Origin of the sequence: Rhodanobacter panaciterrae (genome assembly GCF_014651895.1) — a bacterium.
GTDB classification, from domain to species: Bacteria; Pseudomonadota; Gammaproteobacteria; order Xanthomonadales; family Rhodanobacteraceae; genus Rhodanobacter; species Rhodanobacter panaciterrae.
The window spans coordinates 626215-641332 of sequence record NZ_BMXT01000001.1; the positions used below are offsets into that span (position 1 = coordinate 626215).

15 protein-coding genes are annotated in these 15118 nt (G+C 63.2%); 8 read left to right on the plus strand and 7 right to left on the minus strand.

The window, feature by feature from the left end:
- The first annotated feature begins 63 nt into the window (after positions 1-63).
- The 4 genes from IE071_RS02810 to IE071_RS02825 are packed head-to-tail and all read left to right on the plus strand — an operon-like array spanning position 64 to position 3320.
- Positions 64-981, plus strand: coding sequence for an alpha/beta hydrolase family protein (locus IE071_RS02810; RefSeq protein WP_189439647.1), 918 nt, complete (start codon positions 64-66; stop codon positions 979-981).
- A gap of 53 nt (positions 982-1034) precedes the next feature.
- A complete protein-coding gene (locus tag IE071_RS02815) occupies positions 1035-2096 on the plus strand; it encodes an NADH:flavin oxidoreductase/NADH oxidase (protein ID WP_189439648.1) in 1062 nt (353 codons plus the stop codon).
- 15 nt (positions 2097-2111) lie between these two features.
- A complete protein-coding gene (locus IE071_RS02820) occupies positions 2112-2984 on the plus strand; it encodes a pirin family protein (protein ID WP_189439649.1) in 873 nt (290 codons plus the stop codon).
- Between the two features lie 33 nt (positions 2985-3017).
- Positions 3018-3320 carry an Mpo1-like protein gene (locus IE071_RS02825; protein ID WP_189439650.1) on the plus strand — a complete coding sequence of 101 codons (303 nt, stop codon included), beginning with the start codon at positions 3018-3020 and terminating at the stop codon, positions 3318-3320.
- Positions 3321-3464: 144 nt separating this feature from the next.
- Here the strand turns inward: IE071_RS02825 and IE071_RS02830 are convergent, their stop codons facing one another.
- Entirely contained in the window at positions 3465-3854 is a 390-nt protein-coding gene (locus IE071_RS02830) for a cytochrome c (RefSeq protein ID WP_189439651.1), read from the minus strand.
- 144 nt (positions 3855-3998) lie between these two features.
- On the opposite strand from IE071_RS02830, the gene IE071_RS02835 reads away from it, so the two are divergent.
- Positions 3999-4784 (plus strand): tRNA threonylcarbamoyladenosine dehydratase, encoded by a 786-nt coding sequence (locus tag IE071_RS02835; RefSeq protein ID WP_189439652.1) that lies wholly within the window; start codon positions 3999-4001, stop codon positions 4782-4784.
- Between the two features lie 151 nt (positions 4785-4935).
- Here the strand turns inward: IE071_RS02835 and phbB are convergent, their stop codons facing one another.
- Both phbB and gluQRS read right to left on the minus strand, forming a co-directional pair.
- Positions 4936-5676 (minus strand): acetoacetyl-CoA reductase, encoded by a 741-nt coding sequence (gene phbB, locus IE071_RS02840; RefSeq protein ID WP_189439653.1) that lies wholly within the window; start codon positions 5674-5676, stop codon positions 4936-4938.
- A 110-nt stretch (positions 5677-5786) separates the two neighbouring features.
- A complete protein-coding gene (gluQRS, locus tag IE071_RS02845; protein ID WP_189439654.1) occupies positions 5787-6653 on the minus strand; it encodes a tRNA glutamyl-Q(34) synthetase GluQRS in 867 nt (288 codons plus the stop codon).
- A 146-nt stretch (positions 6654-6799) separates the two neighbouring features.
- Between gluQRS and htpX the strand changes: the two genes are divergently transcribed.
- The 3 genes from htpX to IE071_RS02860 all read left to right on the plus strand — a co-directional run bounded on the left by htpX (position 6800) and on the right by IE071_RS02860 (position 10732).
- Positions 6800-7693: a protease HtpX gene (gene htpX, locus IE071_RS02850; RefSeq protein ID WP_189439655.1), complete on the plus strand. Its 894-nt coding sequence runs from the start codon at positions 6800-6802 to the stop codon at positions 7691-7693.
- Between the two features lie 156 nt (positions 7694-7849).
- On the plus strand, positions 7850-9718 hold the full coding sequence (gene htpG / locus IE071_RS02855; RefSeq protein WP_189439656.1) for a molecular chaperone HtpG: 1869 nt from the start codon (positions 7850-7852) through the stop codon (positions 9716-9718).
- 207 nt (positions 9719-9925) lie between these two features.
- On the plus strand, positions 9926-10732 hold the full coding sequence (locus IE071_RS02860; RefSeq protein WP_189439657.1) for an isocitrate lyase/PEP mutase family protein: 807 nt from the start codon (positions 9926-9928) through the stop codon (positions 10730-10732).
- Positions 10733-11133: 401 nt separating this feature from the next.
- Here IE071_RS02860 and IE071_RS02865 read toward each other — a convergent pair whose 3' ends face one another.
- The 4 genes from IE071_RS02865 to IE071_RS02880 form a co-directional block, all read right to left on the minus strand.
- Positions 11134-11769, minus strand: coding sequence for a hypothetical protein (locus IE071_RS02865; protein WP_189439658.1), 636 nt, complete (start codon positions 11767-11769; stop codon positions 11134-11136).
- Between the two features lie 9 nt (positions 11770-11778).
- Entirely contained in the window at positions 11779-12606 is an 828-nt protein-coding gene (locus IE071_RS02870) for an HNH endonuclease (protein WP_229792711.1), read from the minus strand.
- A gap of 231 nt (positions 12607-12837) precedes the next feature.
- Positions 12838-13800, minus strand: coding sequence for a restriction endonuclease (locus IE071_RS02875; RefSeq protein ID WP_189439659.1), 963 nt, complete (start codon positions 13798-13800; stop codon positions 12838-12840).
- Between the two features lie 344 nt (positions 13801-14144).
- On the minus strand, positions 14145-15041 hold the full coding sequence (locus IE071_RS02880) for a LysR family transcriptional regulator (protein WP_189439660.1): 897 nt from the start codon (positions 15039-15041) through the stop codon (positions 14145-14147).
- Positions 15042-15118: the final 77 nt, after the last annotated feature.

Here is a 15118-nt window from a genome sequence, read left to right on the forward strand (position 1 = left end):
GAGGCCGGCTGATGCCGGCCTCTTTTTTTTGTAGTGGTCGCGCCAATTCGCTAGCCTGTCGGGATGTCTGATCATCCCGTTGAAAATGTCATGGCTGCAGCGAGCGAGCCGGAGCTGATCCCGGTGGTGGCCGCCGACGGTTCCCGTTTCGAATTGCTGGGGGTCCAGCCCGCCGGCGGCTGGCGTCAGTTGTTGTACTGGGTCCCGGCCATGGGCATACCGGCCCGACATTACCTGCCGCTGGCCGGAGCACTGGCAGCGCACGGAGTGGCGGTGGTGGTGCATGAGTGGCGCGGCATCGGTTCCAGCAATCGGCGCGCCGGCCGCGATGGCAACTGGGGTTATCGCGAACTGCTGCAGGAGGACTTGCCTGCCGGTATGGCCGCAGTCCATGAGCGCTGGCCGCAGGCGACCTGCTGGCTGGGCGGGCACAGCCTCGGTGGTCAGCTCGGTTCGCTGTATGCCAGCCTGCATCCAGCCGAGTTCGCCGGCCTGCTGCTGGTGGCTAGCGGGGCGCCGTACTGGCGCCGGTTCCGGCATGGCTGGCTGATTGGCGTGGCATATGCACTGGCGCCGTTGCTGGCTGGCCTGCTGGGTTATCTGCCCGGACGCCGGATCGGCTTCGGTGGCAACGAGGCGCGTGGGGTGATTGCCGACTGGGCACGCACGGGGCGCACCGGCCGTTATGCGGCGGTCGGCATGACGCAAGACTTCGAACGGCAACTGGCGTCACTGCAACTGCCGTCGCTGGCTTTGCGCCTGCGTGACGACTGGCTCGCGCCACAGGCGTCGCTGGACTGGCTGCTGGGCAAGCTGGGGTCGGCCGAACGCAGCATGGATGTGATCACGCCGCAGGAGCTGGGCGGCCCGGCCGATCATTTTGGCTGGATGAAAACGCCGGTACCGATCGCCACCCACATCGCCCGCTGGCTCGCCGCACAAGACGCCGCGGTCACCACGCCTGCCGATACGTTCGCTTGATTCCATGGCAGCGCGCCTGCATCTCGATGGGCTGCCCCCCGCTGGAATTCCCGATGAATCTGTTCGACACGTTCGCCCAGCGCAGCCTCAGCCTGCGCAACCGCCTGGTGATCTCGCCGATGTGCCAGTACTCGGCCATCGATGGTCTGCCGAATGACTGGCATATGGTGCACCTGGGCAGCCGTGCCGTCGGTGGTGCGGCGGTGGTGATCGCCGAGGCTACCGCGGTCTCGGCGCAGGGCCGTATCTCGCCGCAGGACACCGGCCTGTGGAACCAGGCCCAGCAGGATGCGTGGCAACCAATCGTTCGCTTCATCAAGGCGGAAGGCGCGATCGCCGGCATTCAACTGGCGCACGCCGGACGCAAGGCCAGCACGTTGCGACCGTGGGAAGGACATGGGCCGGTGCCGGCCGGGCAAGGCGACTGGCTGACCGTGGCGCCGTCAGCGTTGCGGTTCGACAAGGGCTGGAACGTGCCGCAGGCGCTGGATGAGGCCGGTATTCGCGCCGTGGTCGCGGATTTCCGTGCGGCCGCGCAGCGGGCGCTGGCGGCTGGCTTTCAGTTGATCGAGCTGCACGCGGCACACGGCTACCTGCTGCATCAATTCTTGTCACCGCTGAGCAACCAGCGCAGTGACAACTATGGCGGCAGTTTCGAGAATCGCAGCCGTCTCGTGCGCGAAGTGATCGTTGCAGTACGTGAAGTATGGCCGGCCGAGCTGCCGCTGTGGCTGCGCATCTCGGCCACCGACTGGGCCGATGAGGGTGGCTGGGATATCGAGCAGAGCGTGCAGCTGGCGCAGCAGGTGAAGCCGCTCGGCGTCGACCTGATCGACGTTTCCAGCGGTGGCCTGCTGCCGCATGTGACGATTCCGCTGGCACCCGGTTACCAGGTGCCGTTTGCCGCGCGCATCCGCCGCGAAGCCGGCATCTCCACCGGTGCTGTGGGCCTGATCACCGAGGTCGAGCAAGCAGCGCAGATCGTCGCCACCGGCGAAGCCGACGTGGTATTGATGGCGCGCGAAAGCCTGCGCGATCCGTATTTTCCGCGCCGCGCGGCCCAACAGCTCGATGCAAAAATCGAAGCGCCAATTCAGTATCGGCGTGCCTGGTAAGCGACGGAGAACATGATGGAAGCGAACCCGATCCTGATCGAAGGCCGCCTGCACGATCTCGGCGATGGCTTCACCGTGCGTCGCATGCTGCCAGTGCTGCAGGCGCGCCATGTCGGCCCGCTGGTGTTCTTCGACCACATGGGACCGGCGACGTTTGCGCCGGGCAGCGGCATGGACGTGCGGCCACATCCGCATATCGGGCTGGCTACGGTGAGCTGGCTGTTCGACGGCGCGATCCGTCACCGCGACAGCATCGGCAGCGTGACCGACATCCGTCCCGGCGAAGTGAACTGGATGACTGCCGGCCGCGGCATCGTGCATTCGGAACGCACGCCGCCGGACGAGCGTCGCGATGGACAGGCGCTGCATGGCGTGCAGATCTGGGTGGCACTGCCGCAGGCCGATGCCGAGATCGCGCCGGAGTTTCACCACCATGAGCGCGCCAGCTTGCCGACGCTTCGTCAGCCGGGCATGGAGGCGGTGCTGATTGCCGGCAGTGCCTATGGACAGCAGGCACCGGTCAAGGTGTTCGCGCCGATGTTCCTGCTTGAGGTGCGCCTCGATGCCGGCACCGAACTGGCCTTGCCGCAGGAGCATCTCGAGCGTGGCGTCTTTGTCGTCGACGGAGCGGTTCGTTGGGGCGATCTGGACGTTGCTGCTACCCAGATGGCTGTGCAGACCGGACCTTCGGCACCGTCGCTGCATGCACACAGCGACAGTCGGCTGCTGCTGTTCGGCGGTGCGCCACTGGATGGCGAGCGGCATCTGTGGTGGAACTTCGTCGCCAGCACGAAAGAGCGTATCGAACAGGCCAAGCTCGACTGGCAGGCGCAACGCTGGGGCAAGGTAACGGGCGACGAGGACGAGTTCATTCCGCTGCCGGAATAATCGGATCAATCAACCACGGAGCCCACGTCCACCATGTCCAGCTACAGCAGCTTCGCCGAGTTCTACCCGTTCTATCTGAGCGAACACAGCAACCGCAGCTGCCGCCGCATGCACTTCATCGGCAGCAGCCTGGTGATTGCGGTGGTGCTGGTGGCGTTGTTCACCGGCCAGCTGAGCTGGCTGTGGCTGATGCCCGTGTTCGGCTATGGCTGCGCCTGGATTGGCCACTACGGCTTCGAAAAGAACCGGCCGGCCACCTTCAAGCATCCGCTGTACAGCCTGCTCGGCGATTGGGTGATGTACGGGCAGATGCTGCGCGGCAAAGTCAGTTTCTGAGCGATTTGCTCCCTCCCCCTGCAAGCAGGGGAGGGTCGGGGGAGGGGTTGCTCTTGATCTTCCGCGCAAGCTCGTGCAACCCCCTCCCAGCCTCCCCCTGCAAGCAGGGGGAGGAGCAAAGCGGTGCTCCTTGACCACTACAGTTCAGCGATATTGCTGATGGCAGCTCTTGCAGGTTTCGCCGATCGGCTTGACCACCGCAGCCAGCGCCGCGCAATCCGCCGGCGCCGCCTGCACGGCCTGCTGCAGATGGGTCTGCAACTCGCCCGCCTTGTCGGTGAACGATTTTTCGTCGATGCCGAACACCGGCACGATGTCGGTGGCGGTGGACTGCAGGCGTTCCAGGTGATGCTGGATCGTCGCCGCGTCGCACTGCTTGGCCTTCAGTGCATGGCTCAGTTCGCCCATGTGATAACCCATGGTATGCATCACTGCCTTCGGCATCGGATTGCGCGCGGCCAGCGCGTTCATGACCTGGCTCGTGCCGAGCACGCCAATCACCAGTCCCAGCAAGATCAACAGGGCAACGCGCATCGGTTCGATTCCGTGACAGACGAAGAGAGCCGCAAGAATAACCCGCGTCGACGCCGCACGCGATAAAATGGCCGTCATACCGCAGCAGGCCACACCCGTGACACTCACAAACACGATCAAGCGCGCCGTCGGCAGCCTGCCGGCATGAGCGAGATGGAATTTCCGGCCGAACGCTTTGCCGGCGTCGAACGTCTCTACGGCACCGGCAGTGTGGCCACGCTGGCGCAGGCGCATGTATGCGTGATCGGCATTGGCGGCGTCGGCTCATGGGCGGCCGAAGCACTGGCGCGCAGCGGCGTGGGCCGGCTCACCCTGATCGACGCGGATGAAGTCTGCGTGTCCAACACCAACCGCCAGCTGCATGCGCTGGACGGCGAGTTCGGCAAGTCGAAAGTGGGCGTCATTGCGGCGCGGGCGAAGGCGATCAATCCGGCGATCCAGTTGGAGCCGATCGAACGTTTCCTCACGCCATCGACACTGGACGAACTGCTCGATCGCGGCTACGACGTGGTGCTGGATGCCTGCGATGCGTTCCGCGTGAAGCTGGAGACGATCGCCTGGTGCCGTCGGCGCAAGCTGCCGATCGTCAGCGTGGGCTCGGCCGGCGGGCGCACCGATTCCACCCAGATCCGCGTGCGCGACCTGTCGCGCACCGAGCACGATGCGATGTTCAGCTTGATCCGCAAAAAGCTCCGCACCGATTTCAACTTTCCGCGCAATCCTGATCGCTACTTCGGCGTGTCCGCGGTGTACTCGTTGCAGAACGTGCAATACCCACAACCGGACGGCACCGTGTGCGGCAATCGGCCGCCGGGCGGGGATGCGTTGAATCTTGCCTGTGGTGGAGGGCTGGGCGCGGCCACGCATGTCACTGGCGCGTTTGCGTTTGCAGCGGTGGGCAAGGTGCTGGAGAAGTTGCTCCAACCGTGATTCTTCTCCCCTCTGGGGAGAAGATGCCCGCAGGGCAGATGAGGGGCGGGTGCTCGCGGCGAGGAGGATCGAAGCGTGCTCTGATGCAACATCAGTCGACCGTGACCCCTCACCCCAACCCTCTCCCCGCAGGGGAGAGGGGAAGCGGCACTTACCAACCCATGTAATGCCCGCCATTGATCGCCAAGTTCGCTCCGGTGATCCAGCTGGCCTGATCGCCAGTGAAGAACGCCACCGCATGTGCGATCTCATCCGGCCGACCAAGGCGTCCCACCGGAATCTGCGCCACGATCTTCTCGCGCACTTCCTCGGGCACTGCCATCACCATGTCGGTGCCGACGTAGCCCGGCGAGACGGTGTTCACCGTGATGCCGAACTTCGCGTTCTCCTGCGCCAGCGAGATGGTGAAGCCGTGCATACCGGCTTTGGCGGCGGCGTAGTTGGCCTGACCGTACTGGCCCTTCTGACCGTTGATCGAGCTGATCTGCACGATGCGGCCCCACTTGCGCGCACGCATGCCGTCGATCACCGGGCGGGTGACGTTGAAGCACGCGTTCAAATTGGTGCTGATCACGTCCGTCCACTGCTGGTAGTTCATCTTGTGGAAGGTGCTGTCGCGGGTGATGCCGGCGTTGTTGACCAGGATGTCGATCGGGCCGCATTTCTCTTCGATCGCGCGGATCATCGCGTCGCAGGCGGTCGGATCGGTGACGTCACCCTGCACCATGCATACCTCGATGCCGTCCTTCGCCATCGCGTCGTGCCATGCCTCGGCCTTGGCCTGATCGCGGTAATTGGTGGCGACCCGATGCCCTTGGCCGGCGAGGTAGCGGATGATCGCGCTGCCGATGCCGCCAGTGCCGCCGGTGACCAATGCCGTGCGCTGTGTCATGTCCCTGATCTCCTGAAGAAGGTGTAGCGGAAGGCTGTGGCGTCGGAGCATGACAGGCCAAGATTGCAGCCATGGTCACGAAGCCGGCGCGTCTGCGCATTTATAGCCTTTCAGGCGAAAGAGTGACCGCTGCACTGCGGCAAAAGCGCGGGATCGAAATTTGCCAGCGCATGCGCCAGCAAATCCTGCACCTCGGTCGCGGTAGCCAGGACCGGCACCGACAGGAACGCCAGCGCCTGTCGCAACGCGGGCAGCGGGTCTGCTGGATCGACCGGGCTGGCCTGCTCGGACTTGGACAGCTTGCGGCCGTCCGCCCCCATCACCAGCGGCAGATGCCGATACGCCGGCGTCGGCAGGTCCAGGCAGCGCTGCAGCCAGATCTGCCGCGCGGTGGAATCGAGCAAGTCGCTGCCGCGCACCACTTCGGTGATGCCCTGGAACGTATCGTCCACCACGCAGGCCAGTTGGTAGGAATAGAAACCCTCGGCGCGGCGTATCACGAAGTCGCCGACGCTCTCGCGCAGGTTTTCGTGCTGTGGCCCCAGCAGCGCGTCGTCGAAAGCCACCTCGATGTCCGGCACGCGCAGGCGCCATGCCGGCAGCCGATCCGGGTCGGCGGCGGCCACACACTGCCCATCGCGATGCAAACCGCCGCCGGCAGCCAGCTCACTGCGGCTGCACCAGCACGGAAACAACTGGCCTGCCGCACGCAGCTGCTCGAACGCCACGTCATACGCCTCGATGCGCTGCGACTGGAACAGCGGCGGTGCATCTGCCACCAGCCCGAACGCCGGCAGCGCGGCGAGGATGCTTGCGGCCGAGCCAGCCACTTCACGCGGCGGGTCGATATCCTCCATCCGCACCAGCCATTGCCCGCCGGCGTGCCGCGCACACAGCCAGCTGCCCACCGCTGCCACCAGCGAGCCGAAATGCAGTTGTCCGGTGGGTGAGGGGGCGAAGCGGCCGTGGTAGGTCATGCCGCCATTTTAAGGCACAGCTCCGCCGTCGACAGACACCCCACACCCTTGAAACTGTGCACTTGCGCCCCGAATTTTCATCCACGCGCCAGTGTCTACACCGACGTGTATCCCTTTCATGACTGCCACACCCAAGAGAGACAGCCATGCGTCGCATTGCATTGTTCATCGGTACCAATCTCGCCGTCCTGCTCCTGCTGAGCATCGTCTGCCACCTGTTCGGCATCGACCAGATGGCTGCAGCCCGCGGCTATGGCGGCATGGGCGGTCTGCTGGCCTACGCCGCCGTGTTCGGCATGGGCGGCGCCTTCATCTCGCTGGCGATGTCCAAGATGATCGCCAAGTGGACCACCGGCGCGCGGGTGATCACCCAGCCGCAGAACGAGACCGAGCGTTGGCTGGTCGATACCGTGCGCCGCCACGCGCAGAACGCCGGCATCGGCATGCCCGAGGTGGCGATCTACGACGCGCCGGAAATGAATGCGTTCGCCACTGGCATGACGAAAAACAGCTCGTTGGTCGCGGTCAGCTCCGGTCTGCTGCAGCAGATGGATCGCGAGCAGGTCACCGCCGTGCTCGGTCACGAGATCGGGCATGTGGCGAACGGAGATATGGTCACGCTGACCCTGATCCAGGGCGTGCTGAACACGCTGGTGATCCTCGCCGCGCGCATCGTCGGCCGGCTGGTCGACAGCTGGATGTCAGGCGGCCGCGACGACAACCGTGGCGGCGGTGGCATCGGCTACTTCGTGGTGGTGATGGTGCTGCAGATCGTGTTCGGCCTGTTCGCCTCGATGATCGTCGCCGCATTCTCGCGTTGGCGCGAATTCCGCGCCGATGCGGCGGGCGCCAAGTTCGCCGGCAAGGGCGCGATGATTTCCGCACTACAGCGGCTGCAGGCGAACCATGGTGAAAGCACATTGCCGAACACCATCGCCGCGTTCGGTATTTCCGGCCCGCTGGCTGACGGCTTCAAGAAACTGTTCATGAGCCATCCGCCGCTGGACGAGCGCATCGCCGCGTTGCAGAACGCCGTTTGACTAACTCCCTCCCCTGCTTGCAGGGGAGGGCTGGGGAGGGGTTGCTCTTCGCCACGAAGTCAACTCAAGATCAAAAGCGAACCCCCTCCCAACCTCCCCCTGCTTGCAGGGGGAGGGCCATTTTCCTTAATCAACGCATCAACGGAACATCCACGCATGACAGCACCCGCCGAAACCCGCAAATTCGAAGCCGAAGTCGCCCAGGTGCTGCACCTGGTCACGCATTCGCTGTACTCGCACAAGGAAATCTTCCTGCGCGAGCTGATCTCCAACGCCTCCGACGCCTGCGACAAGCTGCGCTTCGAGTCGATCGCCAAACCCGAGCTGATGGCCGGCGACAGTGAGCTGCATATCGACGTGAGTTGGGATCCGGACGCGCGCACCGTCACCATCCGCGACAACGGCGTCGGCATGAACCGCGACGAGGTGGTGGCCAACATCGGCACCATCGCCAGCTCCGGCACCAAGCGCTTCCTGGAAGCGATGTCGGGCGAGCAGAAGGCCGACGCGCGACTGATCGGCCAGTTCGGCGTGGGCTTCTATTCCGCCTTCGTGGTCGCCGACAAGGTCACCGTCATCACCCGCCGCGCCGATGCGCCGGCAAGTGACGGCGTGAAGTGGGAGAGCGACGGCAAGGGTGAGTATTCGCTGGAGCAGGTCGAGCAGGCCGAGCGCGGTACGTCCGTCATCCTGCACCTGAAGACCGACGAGGACGAGTTCCTCAAGCGCTGGCAGCTGCGTTCGCTGATCACCAAGTACTCCGACCACGTCGCCTTCCCGATCCGCATGCCGGTGGAGAAGGACGGCAAGCCGACCGACGAATGGGAAACCATCAACGCCGCCTCGGCACTGTGGACCAAGCCGAAGTCGGAGATCAGCGACGAGGACTACCAGAGCTTCTACAAGTCGCTCGGCCACGATTTCAACGACGCGCTGGCGTGGACGCACAACCGCGTCGAGGGCAGCCAGAGCTTCACCACCTTGCTCTACATCCCGTCGCAGCCGCCGTTCGACCTGATGATGGGCGGTCGCGACGAGCGCAAGGGGCTGAAGCTCTACATCAAGCGCGTCTTCATTATGGACGCGGCCGAAGAGCTACTGCCGAACTACCTGCGCTTCGTGCGCGGCGTGGTCGATGCCGACGACCTGCCGCTCAACGTCAGCCGCGAGATCCTGCAGCAGAACCGCCAGCTCGAGCGCATCAAGTCCGCCTGCGTGAAGCGCGTGCTCGACCTGATCGAGAAACTGGCCAAGGACGAGCCAGAGAAATTCGCCACCTTCTACAAGGCGTTCGGCAACACGCTCAAGGAAGGCATCAGCGAAGACGCCAACAACCGCGAGCGCATCGCCAAGCTGCTGCGCTTCGCTTCCACCATGGGCGACGGCAGCGCGCAAACCGTCTCGTTCGACGACTACATCGGCCGCATGCCGGTGGGCCAGGGCACCATCTGGTTCATCACCGCCGACAGCTACGCCGCCGCGCTGGGCAGCCCGCAGCTGGAAGCGTTCAAGGCCAAGGGCATCGAAGTGCTGCTGATGTCCGACCGCATCGACGAATGGATGCTCGGTTCCTTGAGCGAATACAGCGGCAAGAAACTGCAGAACGTCGCCAAGGGCGAACTGCCGCTGGACGAAGCGGACAAGAAAAAGCAGGAGGAATCCGCCAAGGAGGCCGAGCCGCTGGTCAAGAAACTCAAAGAGCTGCTCGGCGATCGCGTCGGCGACGTGCGCGTCTCCGCCCGCCTCACCGATTCACCGTCCTGCCTCGCGCTTGCCGACTATGAGATGGCTCCGCATCTGGCCCGCCTGCTGCGCGAAGCCGGCCACGACATGCCCGACAACAAGCCGACACTGGAGATCAATCCGCAGCACGCGTTGTTGAAGCGCGTCGAGGCGGAAACCGACGAGGCGAAGGCGAAGGATCTGGCTACGCTGCTGCTGGAGCAGGCGGAGATTGCAGCGGGTGCGCAGTTGCCGGATCCATCGGCATTTGTGCAGCGGATGAATCGAGTATTGCTGGGGTGAGGCGCGGAGCGCCTTGCTGATATGAAGAGGCCCGCCACTCGGCGGGCTTTTTCTTTACCCCCTCTCCCCTTGCGGGAGAGGGCTGGGGAGAGGGGGTAGGTGTGCGCTTCGCGATATCACTGCGAACCGTTGCAAATGCGTGCCTGTCGCCGTGATGAAACTTCAAGCAGAATGCACGTCCCCATCGGTGATGCATCGGAGCTCGACATGTCAGCGAACGCAGCCATCTTCCGTCAATTGCATAGTGGTCCGCGGCCACTGCGGCTACCCAATGCCTGGGACGCCGGCAGTGCCAGGTTGTTCGAAAGCCTGGGCGCTGCGGCCATCGCCACCACCAGCGCGGGTTTGGCCTGGGCGCTTGGCTACGCGGATGGAGGAAAGCTGCCGGTGGACGCCGCGATCCATGCCGCAGCCGGCATCGCGCGCGTCCTCACGGTGCCGTTGTCGGTCGACATGGAAAACGGCTACGCCGATGATGCGGCGACAGTAGGCGAGACGATCCGGCGACTGCTCGATGTCGGCGTCGCCGGCATCAATATCGAGGACGGTTCCCACGCGCCGGCCGTGCTCGCCGCGAAAATCGAAGCGATCAAGAACACTGCAGCAAAGGCAGGTTCGGACATCTTCGTGAATGCACGCACCGACGTGTATCTGGCCAACCTGGCCGATGCCTCGCGACGAGTCGATGAAACGCTGTCACGCGGCGCGATCTATCGCGCCGCCGGTGCCGACGGCTTGTTCGTTCCCGGCCTGCACGAACCGGCGGAGATCCAGGCCATCGTCGCGGGAGCAGGATTGCCGCTCAACGTGATGGCGTGGCCGGGCCTGATGCCGGTCCACGAGCTGGGTCAGCTCGGCGTGCGGCGCTTCAGCGCAGGCTCCGGCATTTCGCAGATGCTGTGGGGGCAGGCGGAAACACTGGCGCGGGACTTTCTCGATAGCGGGCGCTCCGAGTCGCTGGCTACTGGTGCTATGCCTTACGGCCGGATCCAGGCGTTGTTTGCGGGAGCGTAGGCGACAAGCCCGAGGTGTTGCCCCTGATTGGTCGCCGGTTCATCGGTGCGAATTTCACCGCTGACGAGCAAGAGCTTTCGTGCCGCTGCGCGGCCCGAGTTACTTTCTCTTGCGTGGCCAAGAGAAAGGTAACCAAAGAGAAGGCCACCCCGCTTGGCGCTTGCCGGGCATCCATGCCCGGCAAGTCCGTGAGCTGTGGCCGGGCTTTTCGACAGCACATCCCTGTGCTGGCGAAAAGGAATCGGCCTCCTGCCGATTCCCGCTACGCGGCCTGTCGTCCCCAGCTCACCGCCGCACAGGGGCCCCGGGTAGAGCGGCGGGCCATCCTGGCCCGCACTCGGTGCGCCCGCTGCGCGGGCAAACGTATCCAACGCGAGTGACTACGCCGTCTCCAAATCGAATCAGAAGCAGTTGGGAGACAATGAGCAATCCCATTTGCCATCCGTGCGTAGGAATCGGCATGTCAGATCTCGCAGGCCACCCCACAATGGGAGCGAAGCGATTTCTTCTGCTGTGGCCGGGCGGAGGCCCTGAAATTCATGGAAAGCGTGATCGTCATCGGTAGGACCACCACCAAAGGTAAAGAGCTGATCGCACAGTGCGGGCACTCCGACTTGCTCGGCAACGAAGCATCCATCCGCGTCACAACACTCGCGGATTAGATCTTCTTCAACGTCTCGGCTTGCGCCGTAAAGAAGCAACATACCACCGGCCTTGTAATTCGAGGCGTCACGGTACTGATAAATGAAGACTTGGCGCTCGCCATCGTCTTCGTCCTCATGCCGAAAATAGATGGCATCAGGAGTGTCCGAAGTCCACTCGCGTCGGGTCATGATGTAGCCCAGCTTGTTTACGATGTGAAACCCCGGCATGGCGTACCAGTTTTCATCTTCGTAAGCACCGGTATCTACGATGGTCCACACGCGTTCGAGCGGCTCATCTTTGACGTCGTCGAAATCGAACATGCCACCATCGGACGTTTGGATAACGCCCCAGTCATCCCAGAATTCGTCTTCGGAAATGTATTCGTCGCTCACTGGCTGACCTCAGTCGATAGGGTATGAGTCAAGCATGGTGCGTCGATGTTTTGCTATGAATGACGGATCGGGCGCGAAGCGCTCGGGCATTTCGATTTGCTTGCCCTCGCTTGGCCAGAACACCTCACGTAGGAAGGTGTCTTTGCTGGATTTTATGCGCGACGAGAGCACGACCTGCCAGTCGTCACTGAGTGTGAAAAGGTGGTTGTCAAAAGCTTTGTCGTGTATCGCGGACAGGCACAAGCCGTTGCTTGGGTTTAGGCGGTTCGCTTTGTCGGCGCTCCACGGCACGATATGGCTCGCAATGAGTAGGCGCTTGTCGGATACACCGGAGATGCAGCAGCGGTCGCGATAGCTGCTGAGGACGGCACGACGGAAGAAGTTCTGTTTGACGCGCTGCTGGATGATCGCTTGGCGTGTTTCGCCAGTGAAGTCGGTGAGTGGAAACTCGTCAGCGCGTGCGGATGGCACCTGTGCCGATAAGCCATGCTCTTGTAATAGGTGCTGGCGTAGCTGCTCACATTCGACCGTAAGGCGCTCCCAGTCGGCGTGGAATTCGTTCCAAGTTTCTCGGTCTAGCGCCGATGCGCCGCTCAAACCTTTGCGACCGGTTCCGGTGATCGAAGGATCGAGACTGGCAAAGTTGACCAATTTCATCGCTAGAGCGCTGGGCGTACGACCGATGAGCTTCGCCAGTTCGATAATCTGCGGGTTCCTGCTGTGCAGCTTGCCGAAAGGCGTTTGGCAGTAGAAATAGAATGCTAGCTTGAGCTGTTCGGCGGTCCAGTTTCCTTTGCTGACAAACGCATTTGGCGGAACGTTAATCGAATCGATCACGATGGTTTCCTTGAGAAGTAACTTGGCAACTACGGACTCTGCCAATAACGAACCGACCAGCGGAAACAGTGGTAGTCGTCCGTCTCATTTGGCGCGACTGCACTGCGATGGTTGCTAAGCAGATGCGCAGTTAGCCGCATAGCATCAGGGAGGACGTAAAATTTCAGGACGGGGCTTAGCAAGTTTGGGCTCATAGACATTTCATTCTAGACATGATGGTGCGAGACGACGTCAGCGCAACGGCATCTCCTTCGTCGTCTTCTCCAGAATTTTCATCGACTCCGCATTCCGTTTCTTCCAGTCGCGCAGCTGTGCGTCGTCCTGCGAATCGTTCATATAAATCGTCGATTGTTGGCGCGGCGGTGATGTTACGGCGGGGTGGTACGTGAGCGCTGGCATCGGTTGGGCTGTGGGTTGCATGGCAGCAGGTGGCGGGATGACGGGTGGTGGCGTGGTCGTGGTGACCGAAAATGCGCCGATCACCAGCAAACTCGCGACCATGCTTCCACTCAGCGCAAGCGGCGAGTCCAGCGGTCCTGCAGCCCGTGCCTTGGAGGCTTGCAGCGAACGCACCGTAGAGATCAGTTCGCCGCCATGGATGAGCTCGATTGGTTTGCCTTGAGCGAAACGCTGTGCGTCCGTGGTGTAGTCGCCGAGGGCGACGATCTTCACGGAGGCGGCTTTGTGGTGCACCAGCAGGCCGTACATTTCGCGCACGACTTTGACGCCGACCTGCCAGTTCTGCCACTGCTTGCACTGCACCAGTGTGGTCTGGCCGTTCTTGCGCAGGATCAGGTCGATGCCGCCATCGGCACCACCGAGGCCGGTTTCTTCGACGGCGTAGCCTTGGCGGCGAAACGCTTCGCCGGTCAGCATCTCGAATTCGCTCCAGCGCATGGCGCGCAGGCTTTCGATGCCGGTCTGCGAATCGAGGAGCCGGCGGCGCTTGCACCGGTTGAAGAATGAGGCGAGCGCGCCGATCCAGCAGCCCACGAGCAACATCCATGCGAGCGGCGCCAGCATGCCGTCGCGGGCATCCTTGGCGATGCCTGCGGAAAGTGGATCGGTGTGGCTGCCGACATACAAGCCGACGCCGTAGCGGATGGCGAGATAACCGATCAGACCGAGTAGGACACCTGCCTGCCATGGCATCGAGGCTATCTGCTCGATGCCGCTTTGTTTGCGTTTCGCCATATCACTCCCCCTGAGTGCTCCTTGGCAGGGCTAACCATACTGCGAATCTTTCAACTCGGTCATACCACCCCGATTCTCGATTCGCCGGACCTTTCTCCCGGCATCCGGAGAAATTTTCTCGGCAGTCCGAGCAAAAAGCTCCGAGGTTCGAGCTATTTGCTCGAAAGCACGAGATTTTTTGTCGGAGCGTCGAGCTCATCTGCTCGGCGCGCCGAATTACTTACTCGGTCGGCCGAGCTTTTTTCTCGGGCTGCGGAGCTTTTTCCCGCGTGTGCCGGGCAACAAGATCTGCGCACCGTGCTTTTTCTGCGGCGATTGCGGAAATTGCTCCGGATCGTCGGTGGTCAGGCTTCGCGAATGAAATCTACAAACGCCCGCAGCGGCGACGGCAGATGGCGGCGTCCGGAGTAGTACAGGAACGGGCCGCTGAAGCTTTGCCACCAGGGTTCGAGGACGGGTATCAAGGCGCCGCTTTCGAAATGCGGGCGTAGCCAATCCTCGAACAAGAGGATGATGCCGAGCCCGTCGATGGCGGCTTGCACGGCCAGGTCGAAGGCGGCGCCCTGGCGAACCTGCAAGGGTCCCTGCGGGTCGATGCGCACGATTTCGCCGTCGCGCTCGAACTCCCAGACGGGTATCGCGCCGCCGGAGAACTGGCCGCGCATGCAGGCATGCTGCAGCAGGTCGCGTGGATGCTCGGGGCGTCCGTGGGCTTCGAGATAGGCGGGCGCGGCGGCGGTCACCAGTCGTTGCGTGCGCGGGCCGATCGGTACGGCAATCATGTCTTGCGCAAGGCGCTCGTCGTAGCGGATGCCGGCGTCGCAACCGGCGGCCAGCAGGTCGACGAAACTGTCTTCGACGATCACTTCCAGCCGGATCTCGGGGTAGCGTTTGAGGAACGGCGTGATGATCGGTGGCAGCACGGTGCGCGCGACGTTGGCCGGCACGTTGAGTCGCAGCGTGCCGGCGGGGCTGTCGCGGAAATGATTGACCACGTCGAGCGAGGCCTGCACTTCGGCCAGTGCCGGCGTCAGTCGTTCGGCCAGACGCTCGCCTGCTTCGGTGGCCGACACGCTGCGCGTGGTGCGATGAAGCAGGCGCACGCCCAGTTGCGTCTCCAGGCGTTTCACCGCCTCGCTCAATTGCGAGGCCGAGCCATTGCCGGTTCGCGCAGCCTCGCGGAATCCGCCCGCCTGCATCACCGCCAGAAAGGCGAGGAGGTCCCGCATGTCTGTTGCCATTGTTCGGCACTCCGTACAGCCCGTGCGGATTGTGGCGGATTATCGTGCAGGAAGGACGCGCCTATAGTCGGTTCCTC

What these genes read in the sequence shown, in the direction of transcription:
- phbB (WP_189439653.1), bottom strand. Translation starts at nt 5,676, where the DNA reads ATGACACAGCGCACGGCATTGGTCACCGGCGGCACTGGCGGCATCGGC.
- htpX (WP_189439655.1), top strand. Translation starts at nt 6,800, where the DNA reads ATGCGTCGCATTGCATTGTTCATCGGTACCAATCTCGCCGTCCTGCTC.
- htpG (WP_189439656.1), top strand. Translation starts at nt 7,850, where the DNA reads ATGACAGCACCCGCCGAAACCCGCAAATTCGAAGCCGAAGTCGCCCAG.
- IE071_RS02860 (WP_189439657.1), top strand. Translation starts at nt 9,926, where the DNA reads ATGTCAGCGAACGCAGCCATCTTCCGTCAATTGCATAGTGGTCCGCGG.
- IE071_RS02825 (WP_189439650.1), top strand. Translation starts at nt 3,018, where the DNA reads ATGTCCAGCTACAGCAGCTTCGCCGAGTTCTACCCGTTCTATCTGAGC.
- IE071_RS02830 (WP_189439651.1), bottom strand. Translation starts at nt 3,854, where the DNA reads ATGCGCGTTGCCCTGTTGATCTTGCTGGGACTGGTGATTGGCGTGCTC.
- IE071_RS02880 (WP_189439660.1), bottom strand. Translation starts at nt 15,041, where the DNA reads ATGGCAACAGACATGCGGGACCTCCTCGCCTTTCTGGCGGTGATGCAG.
- IE071_RS02835 (WP_189439652.1), top strand. Translation starts at nt 3,999, where the DNA reads ATGAGCGAGATGGAATTTCCGGCCGAACGCTTTGCCGGCGTCGAACGT.
- gluQRS (WP_189439654.1), bottom strand. Translation starts at nt 6,653, where the DNA reads ATGACCTACCACGGCCGCTTCGCCCCCTCACCCACCGGACAACTGCAT.
- IE071_RS02820 (WP_189439649.1), top strand. Translation starts at nt 2,112, where the DNA reads ATGGAAGCGAACCCGATCCTGATCGAAGGCCGCCTGCACGATCTCGGC.
- IE071_RS02815 (WP_189439648.1), top strand. Translation starts at nt 1,035, where the DNA reads ATGAATCTGTTCGACACGTTCGCCCAGCGCAGCCTCAGCCTGCGCAAC.
- IE071_RS02875 (WP_189439659.1), bottom strand. Translation starts at nt 13,800, where the DNA reads ATGGCGAAACGCAAACAAAGCGGCATCGAGCAGATAGCCTCGATGCCA.
- IE071_RS02810 (WP_189439647.1), top strand. Translation starts at nt 64, where the DNA reads ATGTCTGATCATCCCGTTGAAAATGTCATGGCTGCAGCGAGCGAGCCG.